Here is a 25,328-nt window from a genome sequence, read left to right as displayed (position 1 = left end):
GAGGCTGAAGTCTCCCAAAGATTCAGCGTCAGTTGGATCGGAAAGCCCCCTCCTCGGAGGGAATCGTTTGTTGTGGATTGGCTGTTCCAGGCAGCAGTGCCTCAATCTCCAGGTTGTTCCCCGCTGAGTTGGCGTTTGGTTCGATCGGAGCAATGGATTGTTCCGGCTCAGGTGCAGGCGCCAACTCTGGTTCGGTTGCCGGTGTCTCAGGATTTGGAGCGACTTCAGGACCGACAACATCCACTGCAGTGCGCTGCACGACCAACCGAAAACGACGGTTTTGCCGTCGGTTGATTGCTTTCTGTACCGCCGAGACCTGCTTGAAACTGGGCAGGTCTGGGTCCGAAACCCGCACGATGACGCGGATGACCGGCGGATTCTGATTCCAGGCGATATCAACACGCTCCACATCCACAGATTCCCGATCACCGAAGGTCAACGTCTCCCGCGTCAGAAAGCTTTCGATGGTCTCTTGCAGCATGTCCCGGGTGCTGTCCTTCCGGGCTCTGTCCAGGAGATTGAAAAAACTGCTTCCCAGTGGGAGGAGGAGCAGACCGGTGAGGGTGAAGCTCGCAGCGCTGAGGTGACTGCGCCGGAACACCTGTCTGAATTCGGGATCCTTCCAGGCCATCAGCACAAGGCCACCGGTGAGGATGCCCAGCAGGTTGGTGGCAAACAGCAGTCCAGCCCCTGCAGCATCGTTCCACTGTTGCTGTGAAAGCAGCAGTCCCATCACGCACACTGGCGGAACCAGAGCCACGGCAATGGCCGTTCCGGCGAGGGAGCTCACCGCATCGCTGCGCAGCTTGGCGTAGGTGGCGAGGCCACCCGCCACCAGGGCGATACCGAGATCCAGCAGGTTCGGTGTTGTGCGGGTTAGCACTTCAGTGCCGAATCGCGGGAGATCCGCAAGAGCTCCCAGCACCAGAGACAACACCGTGGTGCTCACCATCCCCACCATCAAGGTGCGCAGCGATCGCCCCAGCAGTTGAACCTCTCCAAGCAGAATCGCAAACGCAGCCGCCCGCAGCGGCATGATCCACGGGGCCACCACCATGGCGCCGATCACAACAGCAGCGCTGTTCGCCAGCAGTCCGAGTGTGGCGATCAGGCTCGCCCCCACACTCAACACGATGAAGACCTCGTCGAGGGCTGCATCGTTCATATGACTGCGGTGCAGTCGTTTGAGCATGCGGCTGGAGTCGCTTTCCGAATCCATGAACCGTTTGAATCAATCTCAGCAGCCTGATGGATTCAGGGTGCTGAACAACGGCTCAGGTGCGGAAAGCAACAGACGTTCCAAGCCGATGACCTGACTTGAACAGGCGACCCACGCTTTACGAAAGCGTTGCTCTACCAGCTGAGCTACATCGGCGACCTAAGGAAATTAACATTCAGGACCTCGAGCATTGTCCGTGACATCCGATCAACAGGACGGCAGAGATCTGGATCCGGCCATGCGACAGAGACTCCTCCAGGAGTCACGCACTCCCTGGAGGGGGCTCAGGCGTCTCCTCTGGGTCGCTTTGTTCGGTTCCGGCGGGCTCGGGCTCTTCGTGATGGCGTTCCGGCTCAGTGCCGGCAACCCCGTCGTCCCCAGCGACTTGTTGATCCAGATCGGAGCCGTCGTTCTGTTCGGAAGCCTGCTCTGGTTCGATCGGCCCAGAACCGAGCCCTGAGCTTGCGTTCGGGGATGGCCATGTGAGGGTCGGGAGTATGAGCACTCCGAAGCCAAAACTGGTCCGATGGCTGCGCATCTGATCGTCGCTGAGGGGCGTCGTGGCAAGAACGCTCTCGTCGGGACGGGTGAGCAGCCAAACGGCGGAACAGAGCTGTTGCCACTGCCACAGAAGCAGAGAGAGAACCAGGCCTGAGAGCAGCAACCCCGTGAGCCTGCTCCCATCTTTCAGAGGCGAAAGCTCGATCACCAGGAGGGCTGAACGGTCGATCCACCAGAACGCCATCAGCAGAAGAACCATGCCGAACACGGTGGCGCTGCGCAGTGCGATCGAGTCTTGAAGCGCGCTGAGCCGTCGCTGATCAACCTGTCGGGTTGAGAGAGGCTGGCGCACCAGCAGCAGTGATCCCCAGTCCACCGGCCGTTGCACCAGCCAGTACCCAGGCGCCACCACCGACAGACTCCACACCAAGAGGCGCTCGAGGGCGGGAGAAGGCCCAAACGTGCTGCCAGACAAGATGAGCCTGAGCAGCTCGAGCTCCAGCGGAATCACGGCCAGGGCCATGAGCTGAAGCCAGAGGAGCGGCTCTCGGCGAGTGATCATCAGGTGGTGAGCTTGCGGCGCTGGGTGACCATCTTGAAGGCTTCGATCCGGTCACCGTCCTGCCAGTTGGCAAAGCGATCCGTGCCGACGCCGCACTCGAATCCAGTCGCCACTTCTTTGACGTCGTCTTTGTTGCGGCGCAGGGAGTCGAGGTCGCCGGCGTAGACGATCTCCTTCCCGCGGTGCACACGAACCTTGCAGTTCCGCTGCAGTTTTCCTGTGGTGACGTAGCAGCCGGCCACAGCGCTCTTGCCGATCGTGAACACGGCACGCACCTCGGCTTCGCCCAAGGCCTCTTCCACGAGCTCCGGTTCCAGCAGGCCTTCCATGGCCAGTTGGATGTCCTCCAGGAGCTTGTAGATCACGTCGTAATCACGCACGTCAACACCGTTGGCATCCGCAGCCTTTCGTGCTCCGGAGGCCATGGAGGTGTTGAAGCCCACAATCACGGCTCCAGAGGCTGCAGCCAGGTCGACATCTGTTTCTGTGATTTCGCCAGGGGCCGAGAGCAGCACTCTCACCTGAACTTCATCCTTCGGTAACTGCTCGAGAGAGCCAAGAATGGCTTCAACCGAGCCCTGGACATCGGCCTTGAGGATCAGATTGAGCTCCTTGAGATCGCCGTCGTTCGCCTGACCGGACATGGCGGTGAGAGAGACACGCCGTGAAGCCATCTGCTGGGCCAACCGGGTCGCCCTGGCATCGGAGGCACGGTCGCCCACCACGGCACGGGCTGACTTTTCATCCGGATAGACCTCAAACTCATCCCCGGCCGTTGGCACTTCGCTGAATCCAAGCGCTTCAACTGCACAGGATGGGCCCGCTTCCTTGAGGCGAACGCTGGCGTCGTCGACCATGGCTCGAACCTTGCCGAGCACAGGACCGGCCGCCACCACATCACCTGTTCGCAGCGTTCCGTTCTGAACCAGCAGGGTGGCCACCGGACCCTTGGCCTTATCGAGGTGTGCCTCGATCACCGTGCCACGGGCCAGACGATCGGGATTGGCCTGGAGATCCTCAACCTCCGTGACCAGGAGGAGCATCTCAAGCAGTTTGTCGATGTTCTCCGACTTGATGGCACTCACAGGCACCATCACCACATCACCACCCCACTCCTCGGCCAGGAGGTTCTGCTCAGACAGCTCCTGCTTCACCCGATCTGGTGAGGCACCTTCTTTGTCGATCTTGTTGATCGCCACAACGATGGGCACTTCGGCAGCACGGGCGTGGCTGATGGCTTCAAGCGTTTGAGGCCGCACTCCATCATCGGCTGCCACAACGAGAACCGCCACGTCTGTGACCTTCGTGCCGCGGGCACGCATGGCTGTGAACGCTTCGTGGCCAGGAGTGTCGAGGAAGGTGAGCCTGCGAGGTTCGCCGCTGTGCTCGATCTCCACCTGATAGGCACCAATGTGCTGGGTGATGCCACCGGCTTCGCCCGCTGCCACACGCGCCTTGCGGATTGCGTCGAGCAAGCTGGTTTTGCCGTGATCCACGTGGCCCATGACCGTGACCACGGGAGGGCGGCGGATGAGATGTTCGAGGTCTTGTTCCTCGATCATCTCCACGGTCTTCTTCGCGGCCTCTTCGACGTCGTCCTGAAGCACAGGAACACCGAACTCCTCAGCCACGGTCTCGATCGTGGGCATGTCGAGAGACTGGGTGACCGTGGCGATGATTCCCTTGAAGAAGAGGGATTTGATGATTTCCGAGCTTTCGACACTCAACATGTCGGCCAGCTCCTGAACCGTGAGGTTGTCCTCCGGCACCACGATCATTTCGGGCCTGACCTGCTTGGCTTCACGGGCTGCCCGCAGCTCCATGGCACGCCTCCGCTGGCGCTGGCGCGTGGTTTCCTTGCGGCGCTTGCGCATCGCTGCCACCGGTTTCGGCGCAGCCTTCTGCTGGGATTTCGGCTTGGATGGGCGCGCCAGGCTGGCCGACAGCACCATGTTTTGCTGCTCGCCGGCAAATCCTCCGGTCTGTGCAGCCAGGGAATCGTCGTTCTCCCCGATGATGTGGACTTTTTGACGCTGCTTCTGCGGTGAACGGTTGCGCAGCGCATCCAGCTTGGCGCTGTCATCCCAGTCGGGACGTCCGGGGCGACGTTGCCCTCCAGGCCCAGCTCCGGGCCTGAAGCCACCAGGACGCCTTGGGGCAGTCGCCGGCGATGGCGGCGTTGCCGTCGGGCGCGAGACCGGCGGAGTTGCTTTCGGACCGTCTCCTCTCGGGGTGACAGGGGTGCCGTCGGGCCGTCTCGGCGGGGGAACACCTGGACGTCCTGATGGCTTCTGGAGCTGCATGAGCTCGCCGGGTGCAACCGGTTTGCGCATGCCAGGGGGCATGGCTGGACGGTTGCCGCCCCCTGCGGGACGTGCTCCCCCTGGTGGACGGCCACCTTCACCTCTGTTGCCGCTGCCATCTCTGCGGATCGGCTTGCCAACGAGTTCAAGCGTGTTGCCACCGGGGCGAGAGGGGCGGCCTGCACCTGTCCCGGGCCGCGTGGGCGCTCCAGGACGTTGGGCTCCGGCCGGCCTTTGCGGCATGTTCCGCTGACTCCCTGGCGCACTGGGGCGAGGGCTGACAGCCGGTCTTGGAGAGCCGGGTCCTGCGCCTTGTCGGGTTGGAGGTCCCTCTGGCCGCCTGGGTTGGGGGCGGCCGACCAGTTCGGGCTTGGCAGCGGGGCGCTGCGGCGGGGGGGCCGTCCTGTTGACAGGGGTTTTGGGTTGGGGACGGCTCGGGGGAGCATTCGCCGGCCGTGGGGCATCGTTTGGAGCAGCCCGGCGGATCGGAGCGGTACCGCGGGGTTTCGCTGAAGGAGGGGAGGGTTGCTGGGGAACTGGGCGCGCAGGTGGCGAGGGGGGGCGGCTGACGGTGCGCTCCGGTGCCGTTTGTGGTTTCGGTCTGGGAACCGGTTGCTGCGCCGTTGGTTGCTGGCGCACCACCGGTTTTTGAGGGGCGCTGGTCTGTGGTGCAGAGGCTTTCGGCGCCGCAGGTCTTGAGGGGGCTGCAGGCCGGGCCGGCGGCTGCTGGGGTGATTTCGCTTTGCTCGGCGCCGCGGGTGCGGCAGGGGGTCTGCTGGCCGCGGGCTTGGGTTGCTCGGGGCGTGCCGGAGAGTTGCTGCCGGAACCTGCTTTCTGAACGGAGAGGATCGCCTTGCCTGGCGCAGGCTTGGAGGGGGCGGCTGCAGCGCGGGGTGCGCTTCCGGCCTTCAGAAGGCTGCGGATCTTGCCAGCTTCCGTTTCGCTGATTGAGCTGCTGTGACTCTTGGCCGCAATGGACAGCTTCTCAGCGGCATCCAGCACGTCTTTGTTGTCCAGACCAAGGTCCTTGGACAGCTCATAGATTCTGACTTTGCCGCTGCTGGTCATTCAGGTCTCCGGTCGGTCCGGGCACGGTGTGCCTCGGGGCACCACTCAAGGTGGGGCCAGTGTTCATCTTGCCTCAGCGACTGTCTCCTGATCAGGAACAAGTCGCTGCTTCAACGTCGCCATCACGGTGTCAGGCACCTGGCATCGCAGGGCTTTCTGCAGTCGTTTCCGACGTTGTGCTTCTTCGAGACAGCTCTCCTGAGGACAGAGATAGGCCGAACGGCCCATTCCGTGGTCAAGGAGAACCCCATCCCGATGGTCACGCACAATCCGCCAGAGAAGGCTGCGGTCCAGCAGCAGACGGCAGGCGACACAACGTCTCAGGATAGGGCGTTGTGGTTTCACCGGGCCCCGTCCTCTGTGGATTCGCTGGATTCAGGCGTGACTTCGCTGGTGTCGGCGGCTTCACCCTCAAACATCACAACGTCCTCAACCGCTTCGTCGCCATACTCATCTTTCTCTTCCTCTTCGTCTTCGGGGAGGGGATAGAGCTCGCGCAGTCGGGCATCTTCCTCGGCTCTGGCGGCCTGTTCGGCAGCAAGCCGCTCTTCAGCTTCTCGCTGAAGCGCCTCTTCTTGCTCCCGTTGGGCAATCAGTTCTGCCACCACGGCGTCCTCTGAAGCTTGGTCGTATTCGCTGGCGTTCTTGATGTCGATTTTCCAGCCCGTCAGACGAGCTGCGAGACGAACGTTTTGGCCTTCGCGTCCAATGGCCAGGCTCAGTTGATCGGGCGGGACCAAAACGTGGGCATGCTGACCGACGGGATCGACGAGACGCACCACGTCAACCCGGGCCGGACTGAGCGAGTTGGCGATGTACTGACCAGGATCAGACGACCAGCGAATCACGTCGATCTTCTCGCCACGCAGTTCGTTCACAACCTGCTGAATCCTGGAGCCGCGTGCACCGATGCAGGCACCGACGGGATCCACTTCCCGTTCGATGCTGTCCACGGCCACTTTGGTGCGGGGGCCAACGGAGCGGGACGGAGGATTGGCTTCCCTGGCGACGGCCACGATGCGCACGGAGCCTTCCTGGATCTCGGGAACTTCGTTCTCGAACAAATAGACCACGAGTCCTGCGTTGGCTCGGCTCACGAACAGCTGGGGACCTCGTCTGGGGACTTCGCTGACCTCCTTCAAAAAGACCTTGAAGGTGGCATTGGCGCGGTAATTGTCATTGGGGAGCTGATCGCGTCGCGGTAATTCGGCCTCCACTTCCGGCCGGCCCAGGCCTGAGCTCACGGCCATGATCACGGATTGGCGTTCAAAGCGGATCACGCGGGCGGTGAGGACGGGATCCTCCAGATCGGCGAATTCCTCTTGGATCATCCGACGTTGCTGGTCCCGCAACTTCTGGGCGAGCACCTGCTTCGTGGTGGCTGCTGCCATCCGCCCGAAGTCTTCTTTTTCCGGGGTGACATCGAGCACGACGGTGTCACCGGATTGGGCGTCATCGGCGACCTGCATCACCTCTGCCAGGGCAATCTGATGATCCTCACTTTCCACTTCATCAACAATGATCTTGCTGGCGAGCACGCGATAACCCTCTTCGTCGAGGTCGAGGGCAACATCGAAATTGCTGAAATACTCCTCATCAAACGGGTCTTCACCCACGCCGAGGTAAAGCGTGCGTCGATAACGCTCATAGCCCTTGAGGAGTGCTTCCCTCAACGCCGCTTCAACCACTTGTGGGGGAAGCTTCTTCTCTTCACTGATGTCTTCGATCAGGTTGCTGAGGCCGGGAAGAAGAACGAGAGCCATCGGGTGGGGAGTGTGAAGAGAACGAAGGGAACGTGCGGTGGAGTGGACTCAGCCGGTAGGACTGATGAGCTGAACAGAAATCACAGAGGCTCTGGCGATGCGTTTAATGCGCCCGCGCACATTGACCTGGACGTGGTCGGCATTGCGTTCGAGCAAGGAGCCCTGTTGCCGTTGCTCCCTGCCTTCGTCATCGCGATAGAGGACTTCAACTGGGTAGCTGCGGAACGTCTGAAAGTCCCGATCGCTCTGGAGCTGTTCCCCGATTCCAGGGCTGCTGATCTCCAGAACATACGCCTCGGTGAGCAGAGCTTGCGACTCGAGCGCTTCACCCATGGGCCCACTGAAGCCTGCGCAATCGTCGAGAGACACATCAGAACCATCAGTGCAACGGATCTGCACCCGCACCGTCATCGGTTGTAGGTGCGTGAGAATCTGGATCTCCACCAGCTCAAAGCCGTGAGCCGCCGCTGTGCTGGCAGCGACAGGAGTGATGTCCGGTAGAAGTGGATGGGGCAAGGGGTCGTCGAGACGGTGACTCGGGCTCAGGCCCGATGGTTGATGCTGTGATCACCCTCCCGGAGAGAGGAACTCACCAGGCCTAAATCAATGTAAGCGATGGAGGTTCCCCAGGGCCAAGCCCAGACCCTTTCAGCGCGTTGACTAATTGCACCCTTGAACTGAGATTCGGTAGCTGAAGCCTGTGGCTCCTGGATCATTGTTTGCGCCGATTTTGAAATTCACCTGACTCACGGCTTTTCCGGACGGCACGGTGAACGGTCCAAATTGAGCACCGGTGCCCGTTGGAGGCTTCATGGATTCCTGGACGACCCTGAGGTTGCTGCCGTCTGTAAATTTCAGATAGGCCTCGATCGGATAGGCACCCGGGTTGCCATCGGTTGAGTCGGCTGTGAAAAAGAGCTTGAAGGTTTTGTAGGGCTGGTTGACCACAAAATCGGTGTTCCAATTTGTTCTCCCGACGGCTTTACCGACCAAGCCTTTGGGACGTTCAACCTTTTTCTTGACGATGGTGGGCTTGGGTCCGTTGCCATTGCCTCCGATTGGCATCAGAAAAGAACAACCGGCGTGGGCTTGCGGTGCCATCGAGAGCGCGCCGGACATGGCTGTGACGCAAAGGGTGATGGCGGCTGCTTTTGGTTGGATGAGCATGGTGGCTGTGGATTGGCGGGGTTGGATGTCGTTGCGCGAATTCTTCAGGGGCTGGAGGCTGTTGCCAGTTCCAATTTGTTGAGCACCACATCAACAGGAATCTGGCTTGAAAAGCGGCATGCGCAGGTTTCGGCCGCATCGAGACTTCCGTGCTCCCAGTATTTGTTGCTGCCGTTTCCGCCTCCACAGAATCCGTAGTACTCACAGGTTTGCCGACAGCGATCGGTTCCGGCCTGCATCTCCTGCAGCAGGTGTTGGAATGCGGCGCCTTCAGTGGCATCCAAGAGCGAGAGATCGCGGATATTGCCCAGATTGAACAATCCATAGCGCTCCGTTTCCACCGAGAGCAGCTCAGGGTCGAAGGTGGAAAAGTTACCGTTCGAGTCCACGCTCAGAATCGCGTAGGGGCGATTCATTTCGTTCTGAAGCAGGCGTTGACCGCCGGCGATCATGCCCATCACTTGATCGAATTCCCGGATGCGCAGAGGAAACCCATCCTGTTGATTGAGAGCCCAGAAACGGGAGAGAAATTCGCGGTAACGACGCTCCTTGACCAGCCCCTGCATCGAGGAGTTGGTATGAACACCCTCCTGCTCCTCCACGTTGAAGCCCAGTGCATGGATCCCCTCATCGCGGAAGAAGGTGTACATGCGATCGGGTTGATCGAGAGCATCCTCTGTAAGTACGGCGATCGCGTGAAAGTCGATGTTGTGCTTCCTGAGGGTGCGGATGCCCTTCAAGGTGTGCCCATGGGATCCCAGGCCGTTGCGGAATCGCCTGTGGCTGTTGTGAATGTCTTCAGGACCGTCGATGCTCACGCCGACGACGATGTTGTTGCGTTGGAAGCACTCACACCAGGCGTCATTAATCAACGTGGCATTGGTCTGGATGTGCTGTTCAATCACCACCCCCTGGCCCTGAAGATCGGCCGTTTCCCGATGGATGATGGCGCTGGCTTCGTCGTAAAACGCAGTCGGCAGCGTGAGGGGTTCTCCGGCGTGCCAGAGAATCGAAAGGTGGGGGCCCCAAAACGGGCTTTCGTACACCCGCTCCAGCAGCAGGGGGAGCTGCTGCTGGAGGTTGAAGATGTTCCGCTTTTGCCGATCTGGCAGATAGCAGTAGCTGCAGTCGAGATTGCAGAGGGAGGTCGACTGGATCACCAGAAGACCAATGGGGCCGTAATCGGATGCGTTCACCAGTTTGCGAACCCACCGCGGTAGCCATTGGCGAAGCCGCCGCCGCCGCCATTCGCAAAGCCCCGGCCACCGTTGCCCCAGGCCCGGCCACCATTGCCCCAGGCCCGGCCACCGCCGTTGCCCCAGGCCCTGGCGATGGAGTCGGGAGTGGTGCCGGTGATGCCGTTGCTCTCAAGGAGAGCCCAGGCCTTTGTTCCCATCCGTTCAATGCGCTGTTCGAGCGCATTGCCGAGATCAGGCTCGCGATGCACGGCGGCTTTCGAGGACTCGCAGAGAACGGCGCTGGTCGCGAGGACGGCGGCAAGGCTCAGCAGACTGGTTTTGTTCATGGTTCAGAAAGAGGAATGGATGAACGAGGCAGGGTCAGGACTGCTTGTTGAATTCGGCTGCCGTGGACAACACGATCGTGAAGAAGCTGCCGATCTGGTCATCACTCAGACCCACGGTGCTGCCACTGCCGATCCAGGAGTTGATCTCCGTGCGCACTTCGTCGTTGTCGTTGACATAGGCCGAGAGCAGACGCCCGATGGCCAGGTTGCTCATGTTCAAGAGCTTGGGTGTGGTTCCAGCCACGACGCAGCCAATGCCGGAGCGTGCATAGGGAAGGGCGGGGACCAACGCTGCTTCGGGAGCGGTTGCTGCTTGGTTGGCCTTCAGCCAGAGACTGTCGCCGCCGAGAATCTTCACTGTTCCGTCCTTCAGGGCGGCAAGCGCTTCGTCGGGGGTGTTGAAGAACTGGAAGGAGGCGTCATCCACCGATGAGGCGAGCACGTTGGCAGCCACGCTGTCTTTCACCACCCCCACCGTCTGCCCATTGAGGCTGTCGGGGGTTCCATCGTTGCCTTTCGGGGCCAGAACCCTCACGCCACCCATGGCGAAGGGAAGGGTGTAAGTGAGGGTGCGTTGGCGTTTCCAGCTGAAGGCCACGCCACAGGCGATATCAGCGGATCCGGAACGGATCTTGTTGAGTCCTTCCTGCGCCGAGCCAACGGCAACGGGTTCAATCTCAATGTCTTTGTCTTTTTTCAGCGGAGAGACATTGAGTTGATCGCGGATGGCCTCGAGAACCACGAACGAAAGGCCGTCGTAGGCGTCACCGTTCTTCTTCACCATCGGCAGGGCATTGCCGATCACAACAGCGCGCAGCTTGCCGGTGTCGAAGACGCTGCTTGTTGATTGTGCTGGGGTTGATCCTGAGGATTGTGATCCTGTCTTGTTATCAGCGTCTTTGTTTTGGCAAGCCACCAGAGCGACGGTCGAAAAGGCGAGCAGGCCAGTGGCGGCTCTCTGGATCAAACGCATGACGAGTCGGTCAGGACGTGACACGCTTACGTCTAGACACTTCGCAGAGAAGTGTCCACACCATCCTCAGAAAACATGCCTGATTGGGATCCGTGAACGCTGAGCGCACTCCTTCAGGTTTCGCTGCTCTCCCCGAGCTGAATCGCGCTGATTTCCTCAAATCCATCACCGGGCATCGACTCTCCGCGCAGACCGGGGTCCTGGTTGATGCACTGCTGCTTCTGTTCGTCGCTTTTGAGGTACTGACAGACCCGCGCCCAGAGTTTGCTGCGAGTGCCGGGTGTCCCTCGGCTGAAGAGCACGCGATCACTGGTTGATCCGTCTCCCTGAATCTCGACCTGGCAAAGCGCGCAGCGTTGAGACCCTGGTTCAGTACTCGTCATGGAAACAGTTCAACGGTGAGGGAAGGTTAGTGCTCTCGTTGACGGCTGATTTACCAGCGAATGGTGACTCCGGGACCACCATTGCCCCAGCCAATTCCCCCACCATTCCCCCATCCGCCATTGCGGAAGCCACCGTTTCGCCAGCCACCGTTGCGGAATCCGCCATTGCCCCAGCCGCCATTGCGCCAGCGGCGCCCACCGCCGTTGCCCCAACCACCACCGTTCCTCCAGTGGCGGGCCAAGAGTTTCTCTTGTTGATTCTGGAGCTGGTCAAGATTGAGCGCATTTACGCGCTGCTCGAGAGCCAGGCTCGGATCCGGTCCGACGAAAACGCTGGCAGAGGCGCCCTGCTGGAGTGTGCTGCAGGCGGCCATCAGGGTGAGCAGGCTGAGCAATGGGTTTTTTACTGACACGGTGATGGAAGGTGATGGGTGATAGCGGCTATGCGTTAGCGGCGTTTCAGTCGGTGCGATCCATGTCCTGCCGGAATCCCGTCACCGTTGTCAACACAACGCTGTAGTAATGCGCGATGTCGTCGTCGCTTAAGCCCACAGCACTGCCAGGGCCAATCCAGCTGTTGATTTCTTTGCGAACGGCTTGATCTCCGTCCACGTAGTCCTGCAGCACCCTGCCGATGGCGATGTTGCTGGCGTCCAAAAGGGATTCACTGCCTTCAGGCACCACGCAAGCTACTGCTGTCCGGGCGTAGGGCTGAACAGGCACCAGATTGTCCTTGGGTGCTACTTCTTTACGGCTGGCTTGAAGCCAGAGGCTGTCTCCCCCGAGGCTTTCAATCGTCCCGTCTTTCAGTGCATTCAAAGCGCTTGAGGGAGTGGAAAAAAACCGGAACGTTGCTGTTTCAAGGTTGTTGGCCAGTACGGAGGCCGCGACACTGTCTTTCACGACCCCGATGGTTTTGCCCTTCAGGCTGTTCGGGGTGCCGTCATTCCCCTCAGGCACCAAGAGACGGATTCCAGTTGTGGCAAATGGCAGTGTGTAATTGAGCAGGGTCTGTCGCTCCCAGCTGAAATCCACGCCACAGGCCAGATCTGCCTTGCCTTGCTCCAGTAGGGACTGCGCTTCGTGCAAGGTTTTGACAGGGACGGTCTGGATTGCAATCGTCTTTCCATCGGTGTGGCTGAGCTGATCCCGGATGGCTTCGATAAAAACGAAGCTCAAACCGTCGAAGCCATCGTTTGTTTTCTCCACCAAAGGAAGCTCTTCCCCCACCACGACTGTTCGCAGTTGCCCATCGCTCCTTTGGTTCGCACCACTGTCAGCCAACGGAGGCTTCGCTTGGCAACCAAACGCCAGAAGACTGAGAACGCAGATCAGTGCGGGTCGCAGGACGCGATCGAAAGGCATGGGGTAACCACCGCTGGAGGGATCTCCCTCTCATTGGTAGGGAAAGCCGGTCAATCTGGCCATTTCGTCTGGCGGTGCCGCAACGGGAGTGCCCATGCTGAAGAGGTGATCAGAAAGGGAGTGGGTGCATGTTGATCTCCATTGACGAGTCCTTCCGCACTCTCAATGAGCACCTGCAGGATCTGTCTCAGCATCACCGGATTCTGGTGGCGACGGACAACCGCCCTTATGCCCTGGCTCTGGCCAGTTGTTTTGCTCTGCACCACACCGAACACCCCAGCCGTCTCGTCGGAATTGCCACGACGCAGCAAGAAGCGTTGGCCTGTCTCGATGACGTTCGTGGTCCCCTGTTGGCCTTCGTCAGTGAGCACCTGGAAAACGGTGATGGGCTAGCGCTTGTGGCTGATCTCAAGCAGCGATCAGTGCCTCAGTCGCCAATCGCCGCCGTATTCACGTTGGAGCAAATCGACTCTCCGAGGCTGAAAGAGGTGATGGCCAGTCCTGCGGATGTGGTGCTGGCCCGCCCCAGTCTTGATCTGATGTCGATCGTGAATGCGGTGGAGTCGATCCTGGCGGGAGTGCGCTTTGTGGATCCTTCGATCCCTTATGCCCTCAGGCAGTACGAACTCAGTGGGATCCACGTTCTGTCGGATCAGGAGCGCCGGGTTCTTCAGCTGCTCTGCAACGGTTTTACAAATAAGGGGATTGGCGAGGCGCTCTCGATTGCAGAGACCACGGCCAGAGGGCATGTGCAATCCATCATGCGCAAGTTGAACGTGAAGGATCGAACCGCTGCTGCCGTTGAGGGCATTCGGCGTCACTGGGTGGATTAATGAAATCAGAACCAGTTGAATGACTGGCGCGCGACTCGTTTGATAGGTGTGAGATCCTCATCAACTGTGTTTCTTGGGCGCCCTTGAAATCCAAGGACATGGCTGTGATTGCGATCGATTGATGCGTTCGTCGTGCAGAGGTTGCGACTGGATGCTCGTTGAATGCGACCAGATGGTGACATCCATGGCAGAGGGTGCATCTGGATGAGGCCGCAAACCCTTGGATTGCAGGGTTCTTGGGGTCTGAGAACGGGGCAACGATGACGGGGCCTTGAGCAACATGAATTCATGGCTCTCATCAAAGTTGGCAATTTTTCTCAGGACATCACCAACTTCGATCCTGCGAATGATCAACTGGATTTCGGTAGCATTTCTGTTCACAGTCTGATTCTTGGTCAGGAGCCTGATGGAACGGCCACGATTGTTTACCCATGGCAGCCCAATCAGTTTCAGCGGATTCTTGGTGCCAATGGTCAGGGAATTCAATGGAGTGACCTGAACGAAGGCAATTTCGCTCCCGTTGGTAATGAGCACCTACGGGGAGATATCGGTGGCGTTTTTTCCTGGGAAAAGGGTATTGGCCCTGCCTTTGATCCTGGTAATCCCGATCGAGAGAGCACGGTTTACATTCGTTCCCATGAACGGGACAGTGTCACGACGATTGAGAATTTTGATCCTGTCACAGACAAGATCAATTTCCTCTACTTTGGGACCAGGGAGCGCCTTTCAGTTGTGAATGAAGGCGCCGACCTGGTGATCAGTTCGGAGCCAATTGGCCAGCGTTTCGTTTTCAAAGGCGTTCAAAAAGAAGAGCTGATCGGCGCTAATCTGGAGTTCCATTTCGATCAGATCCAGGAGGATCTTCTCGACAGAGCGTTCGGCTTCCAGCCTGAGCAGCTCTCCCTGGTGAACCGCACCATGCTCTTCACGCCAGAGGGCGGCCCTACCGATGGTTTTCAAACGCGTGTGGGGGCTTTTGTAACAGCCTCCGGAGAAGCCCCCGGTCAGCCCAGGAGCTTGGAAGAGAGCACGCGTCAGATTCAGGAACGTGCTGAACAGCAACAGGCTGCTGAGCTGATACCTCAGGAAACGGGGGCCGAAATGGACATGCCCATGGGTACGGGCATGGATATGGATATGGGTACGGGCATGGATATGGATATGGGTGCGGGCATGGACATGGATATGACGCCTCCCGATCTCACCAACGTGGTGATGAATCTGCCCAGTGGTTCGAATGTTCATAACAGTTGCCTGCAGTTGGAAGTGGATGGGTCCCTGTGGTGGGGTGGCGGTATGGGTGGCAATCTGATTGTCAGAAACCCTATGGGATTTGCTATCGACGGCTGGGAAGTCTCTTTCCTCACTCCCCATGACCAATTTCAAAGTTGGGCTGGTAATGCAACTGTTGAAGACTTGGGAAATGGTCTTAATCGTGTGACATTCACTCCCGCTGCTTGGAATAACAGCATTCCGGCCAATGGTGAGATTTCCATCAGCTTCAATGCGCAGGGTGTAGGGATCTCCAATGGCGGCGAGCTGACCCGGAGCAATTTCTTTGCTCCCGCTCAGGCGTCGATGGAGATGGAGATGAATATGGATACGAATATGGAGATGGATTCCGGAATGGAAGTGGATTCCGGCAGTCCTGCCGATCTTGAACCGACCGTTGACCTCCAGCCCAATGCTTCGGGCCTGGAGGTGTCCGCCACGATCACCGGTGGTTGGTCGGGAACCTTCGCTGGGAATGTCATCGTCACGAACAACACGGATGAATCGCTCGGCACGGATTGGTCGGTGAGCTTTGTCTCCGATGCACCGTTGAAGAGCGTCAGCAACTTCGAATTCACCAACACCCTCCGTGACGATGGCCGCTACGCCATCACCCTGATGCCCAAGTCTTGGTCAGCACCTCTGGCCGCAGGCGCCGCACAAAGCTCCTACTACCAGGGCTCCGGTGACTTCGCTGATCCGAATCAGGTGTTCGATCTTGCTGCCACGGCCATCATCAGTTCCGATACAGCTCAACAGCCTGATAGTGCTGAGTCGGGCGATTCTTCTGATGGTGGCGCCACACCCCCTGTGGTGAGCCTCGTCACAGAGGGGGGCGCCAACACAGAGGGCGTCCCCGTCAGAGAGGGCGGCACGGTCACCATCGATGACGAGCGCCCCAACGGCACAACAGACAAACGGGTGGTGACCTATTTCGAGGAGTGGGGCATCTACGGCCGTGACGTCAACTTGTCGGATGTCGACGGTCAGTCGATGACCCACATGAATTACAGCTTCTTTGATGTGAAGGCGGATGGGTCGATCACCTTGTTCGATCCCTACGCCGCCCTGCAGAAACGCTTCGACCAATCCGACCAGGTCAGTCGCACCTTCAGCACCAGTGAGTACGCCGCTATGGCACCGGAGCTGCTGGACAGCTACGAAAACTCAGGGCGCTACACCACCACCGAGAGCGGTGACTCGATCACGGTGACCTCGGTTCCCGTGGGTTGGAACGGTGTTGGAGATAACGATGCCGGTAACTTCGAGCAATTGCGTCGCTTCAAGGAACTCAATCCGGAGGTCAACCTTGGCTTCGCTCTTGGCGGTTGGACCCTTTCCGATGAATTCAGCACCGCCTACGCCACCCAGGAAGGACGCGACAAATTTGTTAGCGAAACGGTGCGCATTTTCGAAACCTACGACTTCTTCAACGTGGTCGATTTTGACTGGGAATACCCAGGTGGCGGCGGCAAGGCTGGCAATGCGGTGTCCACCAGCGATGGTGAAAACTTCGCGTTGGTGCTGCGCGACCTGCGCTCCGCTCTCGATGATCTTTCCGCCGAGACCGGGCGCGATTTTGAGGTGTCGATTGCCACGGCCGGTGGTCAAGAGAAGCTGGCCAACCTCAACCTCGAAGGCATTGACCCCTACGTCGATTTCTACAACGTGATGACCTATGACTTCCACGGTGGCTGGGAGAACGCCACGGGCCATCAGGCTGCGATGACCGGTGATGCCAACGACTACGACATCACGGGTGCTGTTGATGTTTTTGAGGGTGCTGGTGTGGATCTGGGCAAGGTGGTCTTGGGTGCTCCGGCTTACACCCGCGCCTGGGGCAATGTGTTGGACGGGGGAACCTTCGGTTATCAGCAACCTGGCTCGGGCCTTGATGCCACCGGCTCATTTCAGGCCGGCGTTTACGACTACAAGGATCTGCTCGACGATGTTGTGACCGGCTCTCGAATTCTCTACTGGGACGACGACAACAAGGCCGCATTCCTCTACGACGGGGACGAATGGAGTTCGATGGAAACCACCGCCACCATTGCCGGTAAAGCGGCCTATGTGGACAAAAAGGGACTCGGCGGAATGATGTTCTGGGCCCTCAGCAACGACGCGGAAGGCGACGCCAGCCTGGTGGAAGCCGCTGATGACCTGCTGCGCCAGGGGGCCAGCTATGCCGAGGTGATTGGGCGGGCTCCAGAGTTCGACTTCATCGTCGGTGGTGATGGCCAATTCGGTCTCGACGATTTCCTCCTCTTTGCCTGACGAAGACCCCTAGCGTGAGTGGAGTTCTTCCGCTCATGCCTGTGGGGTTCGATCGGTCACTGATGGTTAGGTTTGTGAGGTTGCAGGGGCTGGTTGCTGCTCTGCTGTTGATCCTGTTTCAGCCGATGCAGGCGCTTGCAGCCCCCGCTGGTGTGTCTGGGAATCACAGCTTCGTTGCCGATGCAGTGCGAGATGTGGCTCCAGCTGTCGTGAGAATCGACACCGAGCGCGTGGTGGAGCGTCAGCCCTTTGACCCCAACCTGATCGATCCGCTGCTGCGTGATCTTCTCGGTGAGCCCGGCTTTGGCTACGGCCCTGAACGGCAACGTGGGCAGGGATCGGGAGTGGTGATCGACAACCAAGGTCTGGTTCTCACCAATGCCCATGTGGTGGAGCAGGTGGAGCAGGTGAACGTCACCCTTGCCAGCGGCGAACAACGCGATGGCGACGTGATCGGCCGTGATCCGATCACCGATCTGGCTTTGGTGCGACTGACAGGCAGCGCCTTGCCGCCTGCCGCACGGCTGGGTGATTCCGAAGCCCTCGAGGTTGGTGACTGGGCCATTGCCCTCGGCACCCCTTACGGCTTGGAGCGAACGGTCACGCTCGGGATCGTCAGCAGCCTGCACCGCAACATCAGCACGCTCGGCTTCTCTGACAAGCGTCTCGACCTGATTCAGACCGATGCGGCCATCAACCCCGGTAATTCCGGTGGACCGCTGGTGAATGCTGATGGTCGAGTCATCGGCATCAATACATTGGTGCGTTCCGGCCCCGGGGCAGGCCTTGGGTTCGCCATCCCCATCAACCTGGCTCGCCGGGTGACCGATGAGCTGCAAGCTGCCGGTGAAGTGGTGCACCCCTATCTCGGCGTTCAGCTGATCGCCCTCACCGCCCGCATCGCGCGGGAGCACAACGAGGATCCCAATGCCCTTGTTGCTTTACCGGAACGGGCTGGTGCTCTGGTGCAGTCTGTGCTTCCGGACAGCCCAGCCCAGAGAGCGGGACTGCGCAGGGGTGATCTCGTGATCCAGGCCGGCGAGGTGCCCATCGACGACCCGCAGGATCTGTTGCAGCAGGTGGACCGGGCGGAGATCAACCAGCCCTTGTCGCTGTCGATCATCCGCGGAGAGCAGGATCTTCAGGTTTCCGTCAAACCGGAACCCTTGCCGGGATTGAGCTGAAACCCTTGCTACGGTCTCGCCGATCGCTCACAGACCATGTCGGATCTTCAAAACCAGATGAAGCAGGCCGTTGCTGATGCGGCTGTGCAGCAGTTCCGCGACGGCATGGTGGTTGGTTTGGGGTCAGGCTCCACGGCGGCGCTGATGATCAAGGGTTTGGGTGAACGCCTTGCTGCTGGTCAGCTGAGCGACATCGTTGGGGTGACCACGTCGTTTCAAGGCGAGGTTCTCGCTGCAGAGTTGGGGATTCCCCTGCGTAGTCTCAACGCCGTGGACCGGATTGATCTGGCGATCGATGGTGCCGATGAAGTGGACCCTGCGTTCCAATTGATCAAGGGAGGTGGCGCTTGCCACGTGCAAGAGAAGCTTGTTGCAGCCCGCGCAGACCGTTTCATCGTGGTGGTCGATTCCACCAAGCTTGTGGAGCGCCTGAACCTCGGGTTTTTGCTTCCTGTTGAGGTTCTGCCTGGAGCCTGGGTTCAGATCAGCCAGCAACTGAAAGCGATGGGCGGTGACGCCGAACTGCGCATGGCCACGCGCAAGGCGGGTCCGGTGGTGACCGATCAGGGCAATCTGGTTCTGGATGTGCGATTTGAAGGCGGTATCGCTGACCCCGCGTCGCTCGAGAAAGAGATCAACAACATTCCCGGAGTGCTTGAAAACGGCCTTTTCGTCGATCTGGCCGACGAGGTGCTCGTCGGCCAGATCGATGGTGGTGTTGCCAGCGCGCGCAGCCTCGAGAAGGCCAGTTGAGTTCAGCGAAGGCGAACCTTCACCGAGTTGGCATGGCTGTGCAGTCCTTCACTGCCAGCCAGTTCCACAACGGCGCCACCGGTGGCGTCGAGGGCCTCGCGGCTGAATTCAATCAATGATGTATGCCGCATGAAGGTTTCAACGCTGAGGGCCCCGCTGTAACGGGCTGCGCCGCAGGTGGGCAGGGTGTGATTGGGGCCGGCGAGGTAATCCCCCACCGCTTCCGGGCTCCAGGGCCCGATGAAAATGGCCCCGGCTTGCTGGATGCGGTCCGCCAGCATGCGCGGGCGCTCGACGAGAAGCTCGAGATGTTCGGGTGCAAACCGGTCACTCAGCGCTGCACAGGTTTCGAGGTTGTCGCAGACCACCACAAGCCCCCATTCCTGCAGGGATTGCCGGCAGATGGCTTCCCGCGGGTGCTTCTGCAATTGCTGCTCCAATTCAGCAGGCAGCGCTTCGGCCAGGGAGGGAGCAGTCGTGAGCAGGATCGCAGCCGCCAAAGGATCATGTTCAGCCTGGGCCAACAGATCGGCGGCGACCTGGGTCACGTTGGCTGAGGCATCGGCAATGACCAACACTTCGCTGGGGCCTGCCAGTGAATCAATCCCCACCTGCCCGTAGACGGTCTTCTTGGCCAGGGTCACGTAGATATTTCCCGGGCCGCTGATCACGTCAACGCGAGGGATTGTTTGGGTGCCATAGGCCAGTGCCGCAATCGCTTGAGCCCCGCCGATCCGGTATACCTCGCGCACGCCGGCCAAGTGGGCTGCGGCGAGAACGGTGCGATTCACGGTTCCGTCGGATCCGCCGGGAGTCACCATCACCAGTCGTTCCACGCCTGCAGCCCGAGCTGGCACAGCGTTCATCAGCACCGTGCTCGGGTAAGAAGCCCGTCCTCCAGGCACGTAGAGGCCGGCGGCCTGAACCGGACGCCAGCGTCGCCCAAGACGCTCACCATGAACCCCTTTGACATCGAGATCCAGAGGCTTTTGGCGCTGGTGGAAGTCCTGGATCCGCCGGTGGGCCAGCTCCAGTGCATCCCTGAGGTTGGCAGGGGTGGCGTCCCAGGCATCCTGTAGGTCAGTGCAGGGCACCTGAAGCGGGTCGGGGACAAATCCGTCGAACTGCTGGGTGAGCGCCATCAAGGCCTGATCCCCGTCCTTTCGCACCTGGTCGAGGATGGAGTCGACGCTGTTCGCGGCCTTTCGCTGGGATTGCCCTGCTGTGCGGGTCGCGATCTGATCCAGTCGCTGTTCCGCAGCGTCAACCGCGTCGATGCGGTGGATCACAGACGCCTCGCTGCTTGGAGGGGGGCTCGATGGGGCGTTCACCGTCTGATCATGCATTTCCACAAGTTAGGCCCGACCGTGACAAGGACGTTGGGAACGCTGAGCTATGGTTATGGATTGTCGATCAGATCAAAGGCTCTGTGGCCAATAACAAGTCCTCAAAGAAGCGCGTCGAGATCGCTGAGCGCAACCGCCTTCAGAACAAGGCGTACAAGTCGTCGATGCGCACGCTGATGAAGCGCTGCTTCAGTGCCTGTGAGGCTTACAACGCCACCCCTGGCGATGAGGCCAAGACCAGCGTGCAAGCCAGCATGAATGCTGCATTCAGCAAAATCGACAAGGCGGTGAAGCGCGGTGTGCTCCACCGCAATGCAGGTGCCCATCAGAAGGCTCGTTTGAGTGTGGCGGTGAAGAAGGCGATCGATCCAGCACCCGCAAGCGCAAGCTGAACTCCAGTTTCAGTTCGGCTTTCGGCAAGATGGGTTCTGAAGGCGCGTTTCAGAACCCGATATGGCAGTCCCCGCTTTAATCGACAGCCACTGTCACATCGTTTTTCGAAATTTCGATGACGACCTTGACGCTGTAGCGGAACGTTGGCGTGACGCAGGCGTTACGTCGCTGTTGCATGCTTGCGTAGAACCGTCGGAGATTCCCGCCATCCGCGCCCTCGCGGATCGATTCCCCGAGATGCGTTATTCAGTGGGAGTTCACCCCCTGGATACGGAGCACTGGTCTGAGGACACTCAAAGTGTGTTGCGAGAGGCCGCTGGCGCTGATGAGCGGGTGGTGGCCATCGGCGAACTGGGTCTTGATCTCTTTCGTGACAAGAACCTTGCTGAGCAGTTAGCCATTCTTCGCCCCCAACTCGATCTGGCGGTGGAGCTCAACTTGCCCGTGATCGTGCACTGCCGCGATGCCGCCGAACCCATGCTGGAGGAATTGCGTGCTCGTAAGGCCCGGGGCTGCTGTCCTTCTGGCGTGATGCACTGCTGGGGCGGCACGCCGGAGGAGATGCATCAGTTCCTCGATCTCGGCTTCTACATCAGTTTCAGCGGCACGGTCACCTTCCCGAAGGCCTTGCCCACCCACGACTGCGCCAGGCAAGTGCCTCAGGATCGCTTTCTGGTGGAAACGGATTGCCCCTTCCTGGCGCCGGTCCCGCGTCGGGGGAAGCGCAACGAGCCCGCCTTCGTTGCGGCGGTGGCCTCCCGGGTCGCCGAGCTCAGAGAGCAATCCCTCGAAGACGTGGCCATGAGCAGCACGACCAACGCAAGGGCTCTTTTCAAGCTTCCCTGACCATCAAAAAGAGGCCTTGGGGCGGAAGTGTAAGATGTTTTATTGGCCTGGCCGGATGCAGTTCTCTGTTCTCTGGCTTCCGAAGCGTCCATTACCGATCGGTGCATTGACGACGTCAGCTGTTCTGACCCGAGTGTTCTGAAACCAGTGTTGCGGTGGTTGTTCCCCCTCGGGGAGCGACTTTGCTGTCTGGTTGCACGCTCCCTCGGTCCGTTCAGTTCTTCCCCTCAGGCCCTTACGTCCACCTTCTGATACTGCAGGTCTCCGCATGAGCAGCAGCGCGATTCAGGTCGCCAAGACCGCCACCTATCTCCCTGATCTGGTGGAGGTGCAGCGGGCCAGTTTCAAGTGGTTCCTGGAGAAGGGCCTGATCGAAGAACTGGAGAGTTTCTCTCCGATCACCGACTACACCGGGAAGCTCGAGCTTCATTTCGTCGGCAGCGAGTATCGGCTCAAGCGTCCCCGTCACGATGTCGAAGAGGCCAAGCGCCGCGATGCCACCTTCGCCTCTCAGATGTATGTGACTTGCCGGCTGGTCAACAAGGAGACCGGTGAGATCAAGGAGCAGGAGGTGTTCATCGGTGAGCTCCCGCTGATGACCGAGCGTGGCACGTTCATCATCAATGGCGCTGAGCGCGTGATCGTGAATCAGATCGTGCGTAGCCCTGGTGTTTATTTCAAAGACGAGCAGGATAAAAACGGGCGCCGTACTTACAACGCGAGCGTGATTCCGAACCGAGGCGCTTGGCTGAAGTTTGAAACCGATAAGAACGATCTGTTGCATGTTCGTGTTGATAAGACTCGGAAGATCAATGCCCACGTGCTGATGCGCGCCATGGGCTTGTCTGATAACGATGTGATCGACAAGCTCCGTCATCCGGAGTACTACAAGAAGTCGATTGAAGCGGCCAACGACGAAGGCATCAGTTCTGAAGACCAAGCCCTCCTGGAGCTTTATAAGAAGCTGCGTCCGGGCGAGCCTCCCTCGGTGAGTGGCGGTCAGCAGCTTCTACAGACCCGTTTCTTCGATCCCAAGCGCTACGACCTCGGCCGGGTTGGCCGGTACAAGATCAACAAAAAGCTTCGCCTCACGATTCCGGATTCGGTTCGCACGCTGACCCACGAGGATGTTCTCTCCACCCTCGACTATCTGATCAATCTCGAGCTCGATGTGGGCGGTGCCAGCCTCGATGACATCGATCATCTCGGCAACCGTCGCGTGCGTTCCGTTGGCGAACTCCTGCAGAACCAGGTGCGCGTGGGTCTCAATCGACTCGAGCGCATCATCAAAGAGCGGATGACCGTCGGTGAGACCGATTCCCTCACCCCTGCGCAGTTGGTGAATCCCAAGCCGCTGGTTGCGGCGATCAAGGAATTCTTTGGCTCGAGTCAGTTGAGCCAGTTCATGGATCAAACGAACCCGCTGGCTGAGCTCACGCACAAGCGCCGTATCTCCGCCCTCGGCCCTGGAGGTCTCACCCGGGAAAGAGCTGGCTTCGCCGTGCGCGACATCCACCCTTCTCACTACGGCCGCCTTTGCCCGATCGAAACGCCTGAAGGTCCGAATGCTGGTCTGATCAACTCCCTGGCCACCCATGCCCGGGTGAATGAGTACGGCTTCATCGAAACACCGTTCTGGAAGGTGGAGAACGGTCGCGTTTTGAAGCAGGGTGATCCCATCTATCTCTCCGCTGATCTGGAGGATGAGTGCCGTGTGGCCCCTGGTGATGTCGCCACCGACAGCGATGGCGCGATCCTGGCTGACCTCATCCCTGTTCGCTACCGCCAGGATTTCGAGAAGGTGCCGCCTGAGCAGGTGGATTATGTGCAGCTTTCACCCGTGCAGGTGATTTCCGTTGCTACCTCGCTGATTCCGTTCCTGGAGCACGACGACGCCAACCGTGCCCTGATGGGATCAAACATGCAGCGTCAGGCGGTCCCCCTGCTGCGTCCCGAACGCCCTCTGGTCGGCACGGGTCTGGAAACCCAGGTGGCCCGCGACTCCGGCATGGTCCCCATTTCCCGGGTCAACGGCACCGTGACCTTCGTGGACGCCACCGCGATCGTCGTCCGCGATGAAGAGGGTGTTGATCACTCCCACTACCTGCAGAAATACCAGCGTTCAAACCAGGACACCTGCCTGAACCAGCGCCCGATCGTGCGTCAGGGCGATCCGGTGATTGTTGGTCAGGTTCTGGCCGATGGCTCGGCTTGCGAAGGCGGTGAGATTGCCCTTGGTCAGAATGTGCTGATCGCTTACATGCCTTGGGAGGGATACAACTACGAGGACGCAATCCTCGTGAGTGAGCGTCTGGTCAATGATGATTTGTACACCTCGGTGCACATCGAGAAGTACGAGATTGAGGCCCGACAGACCAAGCTTGGACCGGAAGAGATCACCAGGGAAATTCCCAATGTCGCGGAAGAAAGCCTGGGCAATCTCGATGAGATGGGCATCATCCGCATCGGCGCCTTTGTTGAAAGTGGCGACATCCTGGTTGGCAAGGTCACGCCCAAGGGTGAGTCTGACCAGCCACCTGAGGAAAAGCTGCTCCGAGCGATCTTTGGAGAGAAAGCGCGTGACGTTCGCGATAACTCCTTGCGCGTTCCCAGCACTGAGCGCGGCAGGGTCGTGGATGTGCGCATCTACACCCGTGAGCAAGGTGATGAACTGCCCCCCGGCGCCAACATGGTGGTGAGGGTGTATGTGGCGCAACGCCGCAAGATCCAGGTCGGCGACAAGATGGCCGGCCGTCATGGCAACAAAGGAATCATCAGCCGCATTCTTCCCCGGGAGGACATGCCCTATCTGCCCGATGGCACCCCGGTTGACATCGTGCTGAACCCCCTGGGCGTGCCGAGCCGGATGAACGTGGGTCAGGTCTTCGAGCTGCTGATGGGCTGGGCCGCCGCCAATCTTGATTGCCGCGTGAAGGTGGTGCCGTTTGACGAGATGTATGGGGCTGAAAAGTCGCAGCAGACGGTGGAGACCTTCCTCAAGGAGGCTGCCAAGCAACCCGGTAAGGAATGGATTTACAACCCGGATGATCCCGGCAAGCTTCAACTGATCGATGGCCGCAGCGGCGAGCCCTTCGATCAGCCCGTGGCCGTGGGTTATTCCCACTTCCTCAAGCTGGTCCACCTGGTCGACGACAAGATCCACGCCCGTTCCACCGGTCCTTACTCCTTGGTGACGCAGCAACCCCTGGGCGGTAAGGCTCAGCAGGGTGGCCAGCGTCTCGGAGAGATGGAGGTGTGGGCGCTTGAGGCCTATGGCGCGGCCTACACCCTGCAGGAACTGCTCACGGTCAAGTCCGACGACATGCAGGGACGGAATGAGGCTCTGAACGCCATCGTGAAGGGCAAGCCGATCCCCAGGCCCGGCACACCGGAATCCTTCAAGGTGTTGATGCGCGAACTCCAGTCCCTGGGTCTGGACATCGCTGTGTTCACTGATGAAGGCAAGGAGGTGGATCTCATGCAAGACGTGAATCCGCGTCGCAGCACCCCAAGTCGTCCGACCTATGAATCCCTCGGCGTCGCGGATTACGACGAGGACTGACGGACTGACGAACGATCTGACACAACGCTTCTTCTC

Annotated in this window: 21 protein-coding genes, 1 tRNA gene and 1 pseudogene; 8 read left to right on the top strand and 15 right to left on the bottom strand. The window is 59.6% G+C overall.

Going from position 1 to position 25,328, the window contains the following annotated elements; translation table 11 throughout:
• Window positions 1-28 precede the first annotated feature (28 nt).
• Window positions 29-1,219: a DUF389 domain-containing protein gene (locus tag SynBMKMC1_RS12155; RefSeq protein ID WP_186471922.1), complete on the bottom strand. Its 1,191-nt coding sequence runs from the start codon at window positions 1,217-1,219 to the stop codon at window positions 29-31.
• 83 nt (window positions 1,220-1,302) lie between these two features.
• Window positions 1,303-1,375 (bottom strand) — tRNA-Thr (locus SynBMKMC1_RS12150).
• 82 nt (window positions 1,376-1,457) lie between these two features.
• Between SynBMKMC1_RS12150 and SynBMKMC1_RS12145 the strand changes: the two genes are divergently transcribed.
• A complete protein-coding gene (locus SynBMKMC1_RS12145) occupies window positions 1,458-1,679 on the top strand; it encodes a DUF3493 domain-containing protein (protein ID WP_186473456.1) in 222 nt (73 codons plus the stop codon).
• Window positions 1,680-1,727: 48 nt separating this feature from the next.
• Here the strand turns inward: SynBMKMC1_RS12145 and SynBMKMC1_RS14760 are convergent.
• The 12 genes and pseudogenes from SynBMKMC1_RS14760 to grrP (SynBMKMC1_RS12090) all read right to left on the bottom strand — a co-directional run.
• Window positions 1,728-2,282 (bottom strand): annotated as a pseudogene (locus tag SynBMKMC1_RS14760) (low-complexity tail membrane protein); the annotation flags it as partial.
• Complete coding sequence (gene infB / locus SynBMKMC1_RS12140) at window positions 2,282-5,653, bottom strand: translation initiation factor IF-2 (RefSeq protein WP_186471921.1); 3,372 nt, start codon at window positions 5,651-5,653, stop codon at window positions 2,282-2,284. The pseudogene SynBMKMC1_RS14760 and the gene infB, both read right to left, overlap by 1 nt.
• A 63-nt stretch (window positions 5,654-5,716) precedes the next feature.
• Window positions 5,717-5,998, bottom strand: coding sequence for a YlxR family protein (locus SynBMKMC1_RS12135; protein ID WP_011933969.1), 282 nt, complete (start codon window positions 5,996-5,998; stop codon window positions 5,717-5,719).
• Window positions 5,995-7,416: a transcription termination factor NusA gene (nusA, locus tag SynBMKMC1_RS12130; RefSeq protein ID WP_186471920.1), complete on the bottom strand. Its 1,422-nt coding sequence runs from the start codon at window positions 7,414-7,416 to the stop codon at window positions 5,995-5,997. Before nusA ends, SynBMKMC1_RS12135 begins: the two co-directional genes overlap by 4 nt.
• Window positions 7,417-7,464: 48 nt before the next feature.
• The gene (gene rimP, locus SynBMKMC1_RS12125) at window positions 7,465-7,932 is read right to left on the bottom strand and encodes a ribosome maturation factor RimP (RefSeq protein WP_186471919.1); all 468 of its coding nucleotides are present in this window, start codon (window positions 7,930-7,932) and stop codon (window positions 7,465-7,467) included.
• A 144-nt stretch (window positions 7,933-8,076) separates the two neighbouring features.
• Window positions 8,077-8,535: a hypothetical protein gene (locus SynBMKMC1_RS12120; protein ID WP_186471918.1), complete on the bottom strand. Its 459-nt coding sequence runs from the start codon at window positions 8,533-8,535 to the stop codon at window positions 8,077-8,079.
• A 92-nt stretch (window positions 8,536-8,627) separates the two neighbouring features.
• On the bottom strand, window positions 8,628-9,779 hold the full coding sequence (grrM, locus tag SynBMKMC1_RS12115; protein ID WP_186471917.1) for a cyclophane-forming radical SAM/SPASM peptide maturase GrrM/OscB: 1,152 nt from the start codon (window positions 9,777-9,779) through the stop codon (window positions 8,628-8,630).
• Window positions 9,776-10,108: a GrrA/OscA1 family cyclophane-containing rSAM-modified RiPP gene (gene grrA / locus SynBMKMC1_RS12110; protein ID WP_186471916.1), complete on the bottom strand. Its 333-nt coding sequence runs from the start codon at window positions 10,106-10,108 to the stop codon at window positions 9,776-9,778. Before grrA (SynBMKMC1_RS12110) ends, grrM begins: the two co-directional genes overlap by 4 nt.
• A gap of 34 nt (window positions 10,109-10,142) precedes the next feature.
• Window positions 10,143-11,081, bottom strand: a complete 939-nt coding sequence (gene grrP / locus SynBMKMC1_RS12105; protein ID WP_186471915.1) for an extracellular substrate binding-like orphan protein GrrP — start codon at window positions 11,079-11,081, stop codon at window positions 10,143-10,145.
• A 113-nt stretch (window positions 11,082-11,194) separates the two neighbouring features.
• The gene (locus SynBMKMC1_RS12100) at window positions 11,195-11,464 is read right to left on the bottom strand and encodes a hypothetical protein (RefSeq protein ID WP_041428675.1); all 270 of its coding nucleotides are present in this window, start codon (window positions 11,462-11,464) and stop codon (window positions 11,195-11,197) included.
• A 50-nt stretch (window positions 11,465-11,514) separates the two neighbouring features.
• A complete protein-coding gene (gene grrA, locus SynBMKMC1_RS12095; RefSeq protein ID WP_186471914.1) occupies window positions 11,515-11,877 on the bottom strand; it encodes a GrrA/OscA1 family cyclophane-containing rSAM-modified RiPP in 363 nt (120 codons plus the stop codon).
• A gap of 46 nt (window positions 11,878-11,923) precedes the next feature.
• A complete protein-coding gene (gene grrP / locus SynBMKMC1_RS12090) occupies window positions 11,924-12,829 on the bottom strand; it encodes an extracellular substrate binding-like orphan protein GrrP (protein WP_255486195.1) in 906 nt (301 codons plus the stop codon).
• Window positions 12,830-12,957: 128 nt separating this feature from the next.
• On the opposite strand from grrP (SynBMKMC1_RS12090), the gene SynBMKMC1_RS12085 reads away from it, so the two are divergent.
• The 4 genes from SynBMKMC1_RS12085 (at window position 12,958) to rpiA (ending at window position 19,145) form a co-directional block, all read left to right on the top strand.
• Window positions 12,958-13,662 (top strand): response regulator transcription factor, encoded by a 705-nt coding sequence (locus SynBMKMC1_RS12085; protein WP_186471913.1) that lies wholly within the window; start codon window positions 12,958-12,960, stop codon window positions 13,660-13,662.
• Between the two features lie 288 nt (window positions 13,663-13,950).
• Window positions 13,951-17,208, top strand: a complete 3,258-nt coding sequence (locus tag SynBMKMC1_RS12080; protein ID WP_255486194.1) for a glycosyl hydrolase family 18 protein — start codon at window positions 13,951-13,953, stop codon at window positions 17,206-17,208.
• Between the two features lie 62 nt (window positions 17,209-17,270).
• Complete coding sequence (locus SynBMKMC1_RS12075) at window positions 17,271-18,392, top strand: trypsin-like peptidase domain-containing protein (protein WP_370593920.1); 1,122 nt, start codon at window positions 17,271-17,273, stop codon at window positions 18,390-18,392.
• Window positions 18,393-18,428: 36 nt separating this feature from the next.
• Window positions 18,429-19,145 (top strand): ribose-5-phosphate isomerase RpiA, encoded by a 717-nt coding sequence (gene rpiA, locus SynBMKMC1_RS12070; protein ID WP_186471912.1) that lies wholly within the window; start codon window positions 18,429-18,431, stop codon window positions 19,143-19,145.
• A gap of 2 nt (window positions 19,146-19,147) precedes the next feature.
• Here rpiA and hisD read toward each other — a convergent pair whose 3' ends face one another.
• Window positions 19,148-20,491 carry a histidinol dehydrogenase gene (gene hisD, locus SynBMKMC1_RS12065; protein WP_186471911.1) on the bottom strand — a complete coding sequence of 448 codons (1,344 nt, stop codon included), beginning with the start codon at window positions 20,489-20,491 and terminating at the stop codon, window positions 19,148-19,150.
• A gap of 83 nt (window positions 20,492-20,574) precedes the next feature.
• Here hisD and rpsT point away from each other — a divergent pair, with 83 nt between their 5' ends.
• The 3 genes from rpsT (at window position 20,575) to rpoB (ending at window position 25,292) form a co-directional block, all read left to right on the top strand.
• Window positions 20,575-20,883 carry a 30S ribosomal protein S20 gene (gene rpsT / locus SynBMKMC1_RS12060; protein WP_011933955.1) on the top strand — a complete coding sequence of 103 codons (309 nt, stop codon included), beginning with the start codon at window positions 20,575-20,577 and terminating at the stop codon, window positions 20,881-20,883.
• 61 nt (window positions 20,884-20,944) lie between these two features.
• Window positions 20,945-21,730, top strand: coding sequence for a TatD family hydrolase (locus tag SynBMKMC1_RS12055; protein ID WP_186471910.1), 786 nt, complete (start codon window positions 20,945-20,947; stop codon window positions 21,728-21,730).
• A 268-nt stretch (window positions 21,731-21,998) separates the two neighbouring features.
• The gene (gene rpoB / locus SynBMKMC1_RS12050) at window positions 21,999-25,292 is read left to right on the top strand and encodes a DNA-directed RNA polymerase subunit beta (protein WP_011933953.1); all 3,294 of its coding nucleotides are present in this window, start codon (window positions 21,999-22,001) and stop codon (window positions 25,290-25,292) included.
• Window positions 25,293-25,328: the final 36 nt, after the last annotated feature.

It is taken from the genome of Synechococcus sp. BMK-MC-1, from assembly GCF_014279955.1.
Taxonomy (GTDB): Bacteria; Cyanobacteriota; Cyanobacteriia; order PCC-6307; family Cyanobiaceae; genus Synechococcus_C.
The sequence above is the reverse complement of the archived record's forward strand: the minus strand, read 5'-3'. Positions and strand labels throughout refer to the sequence as shown.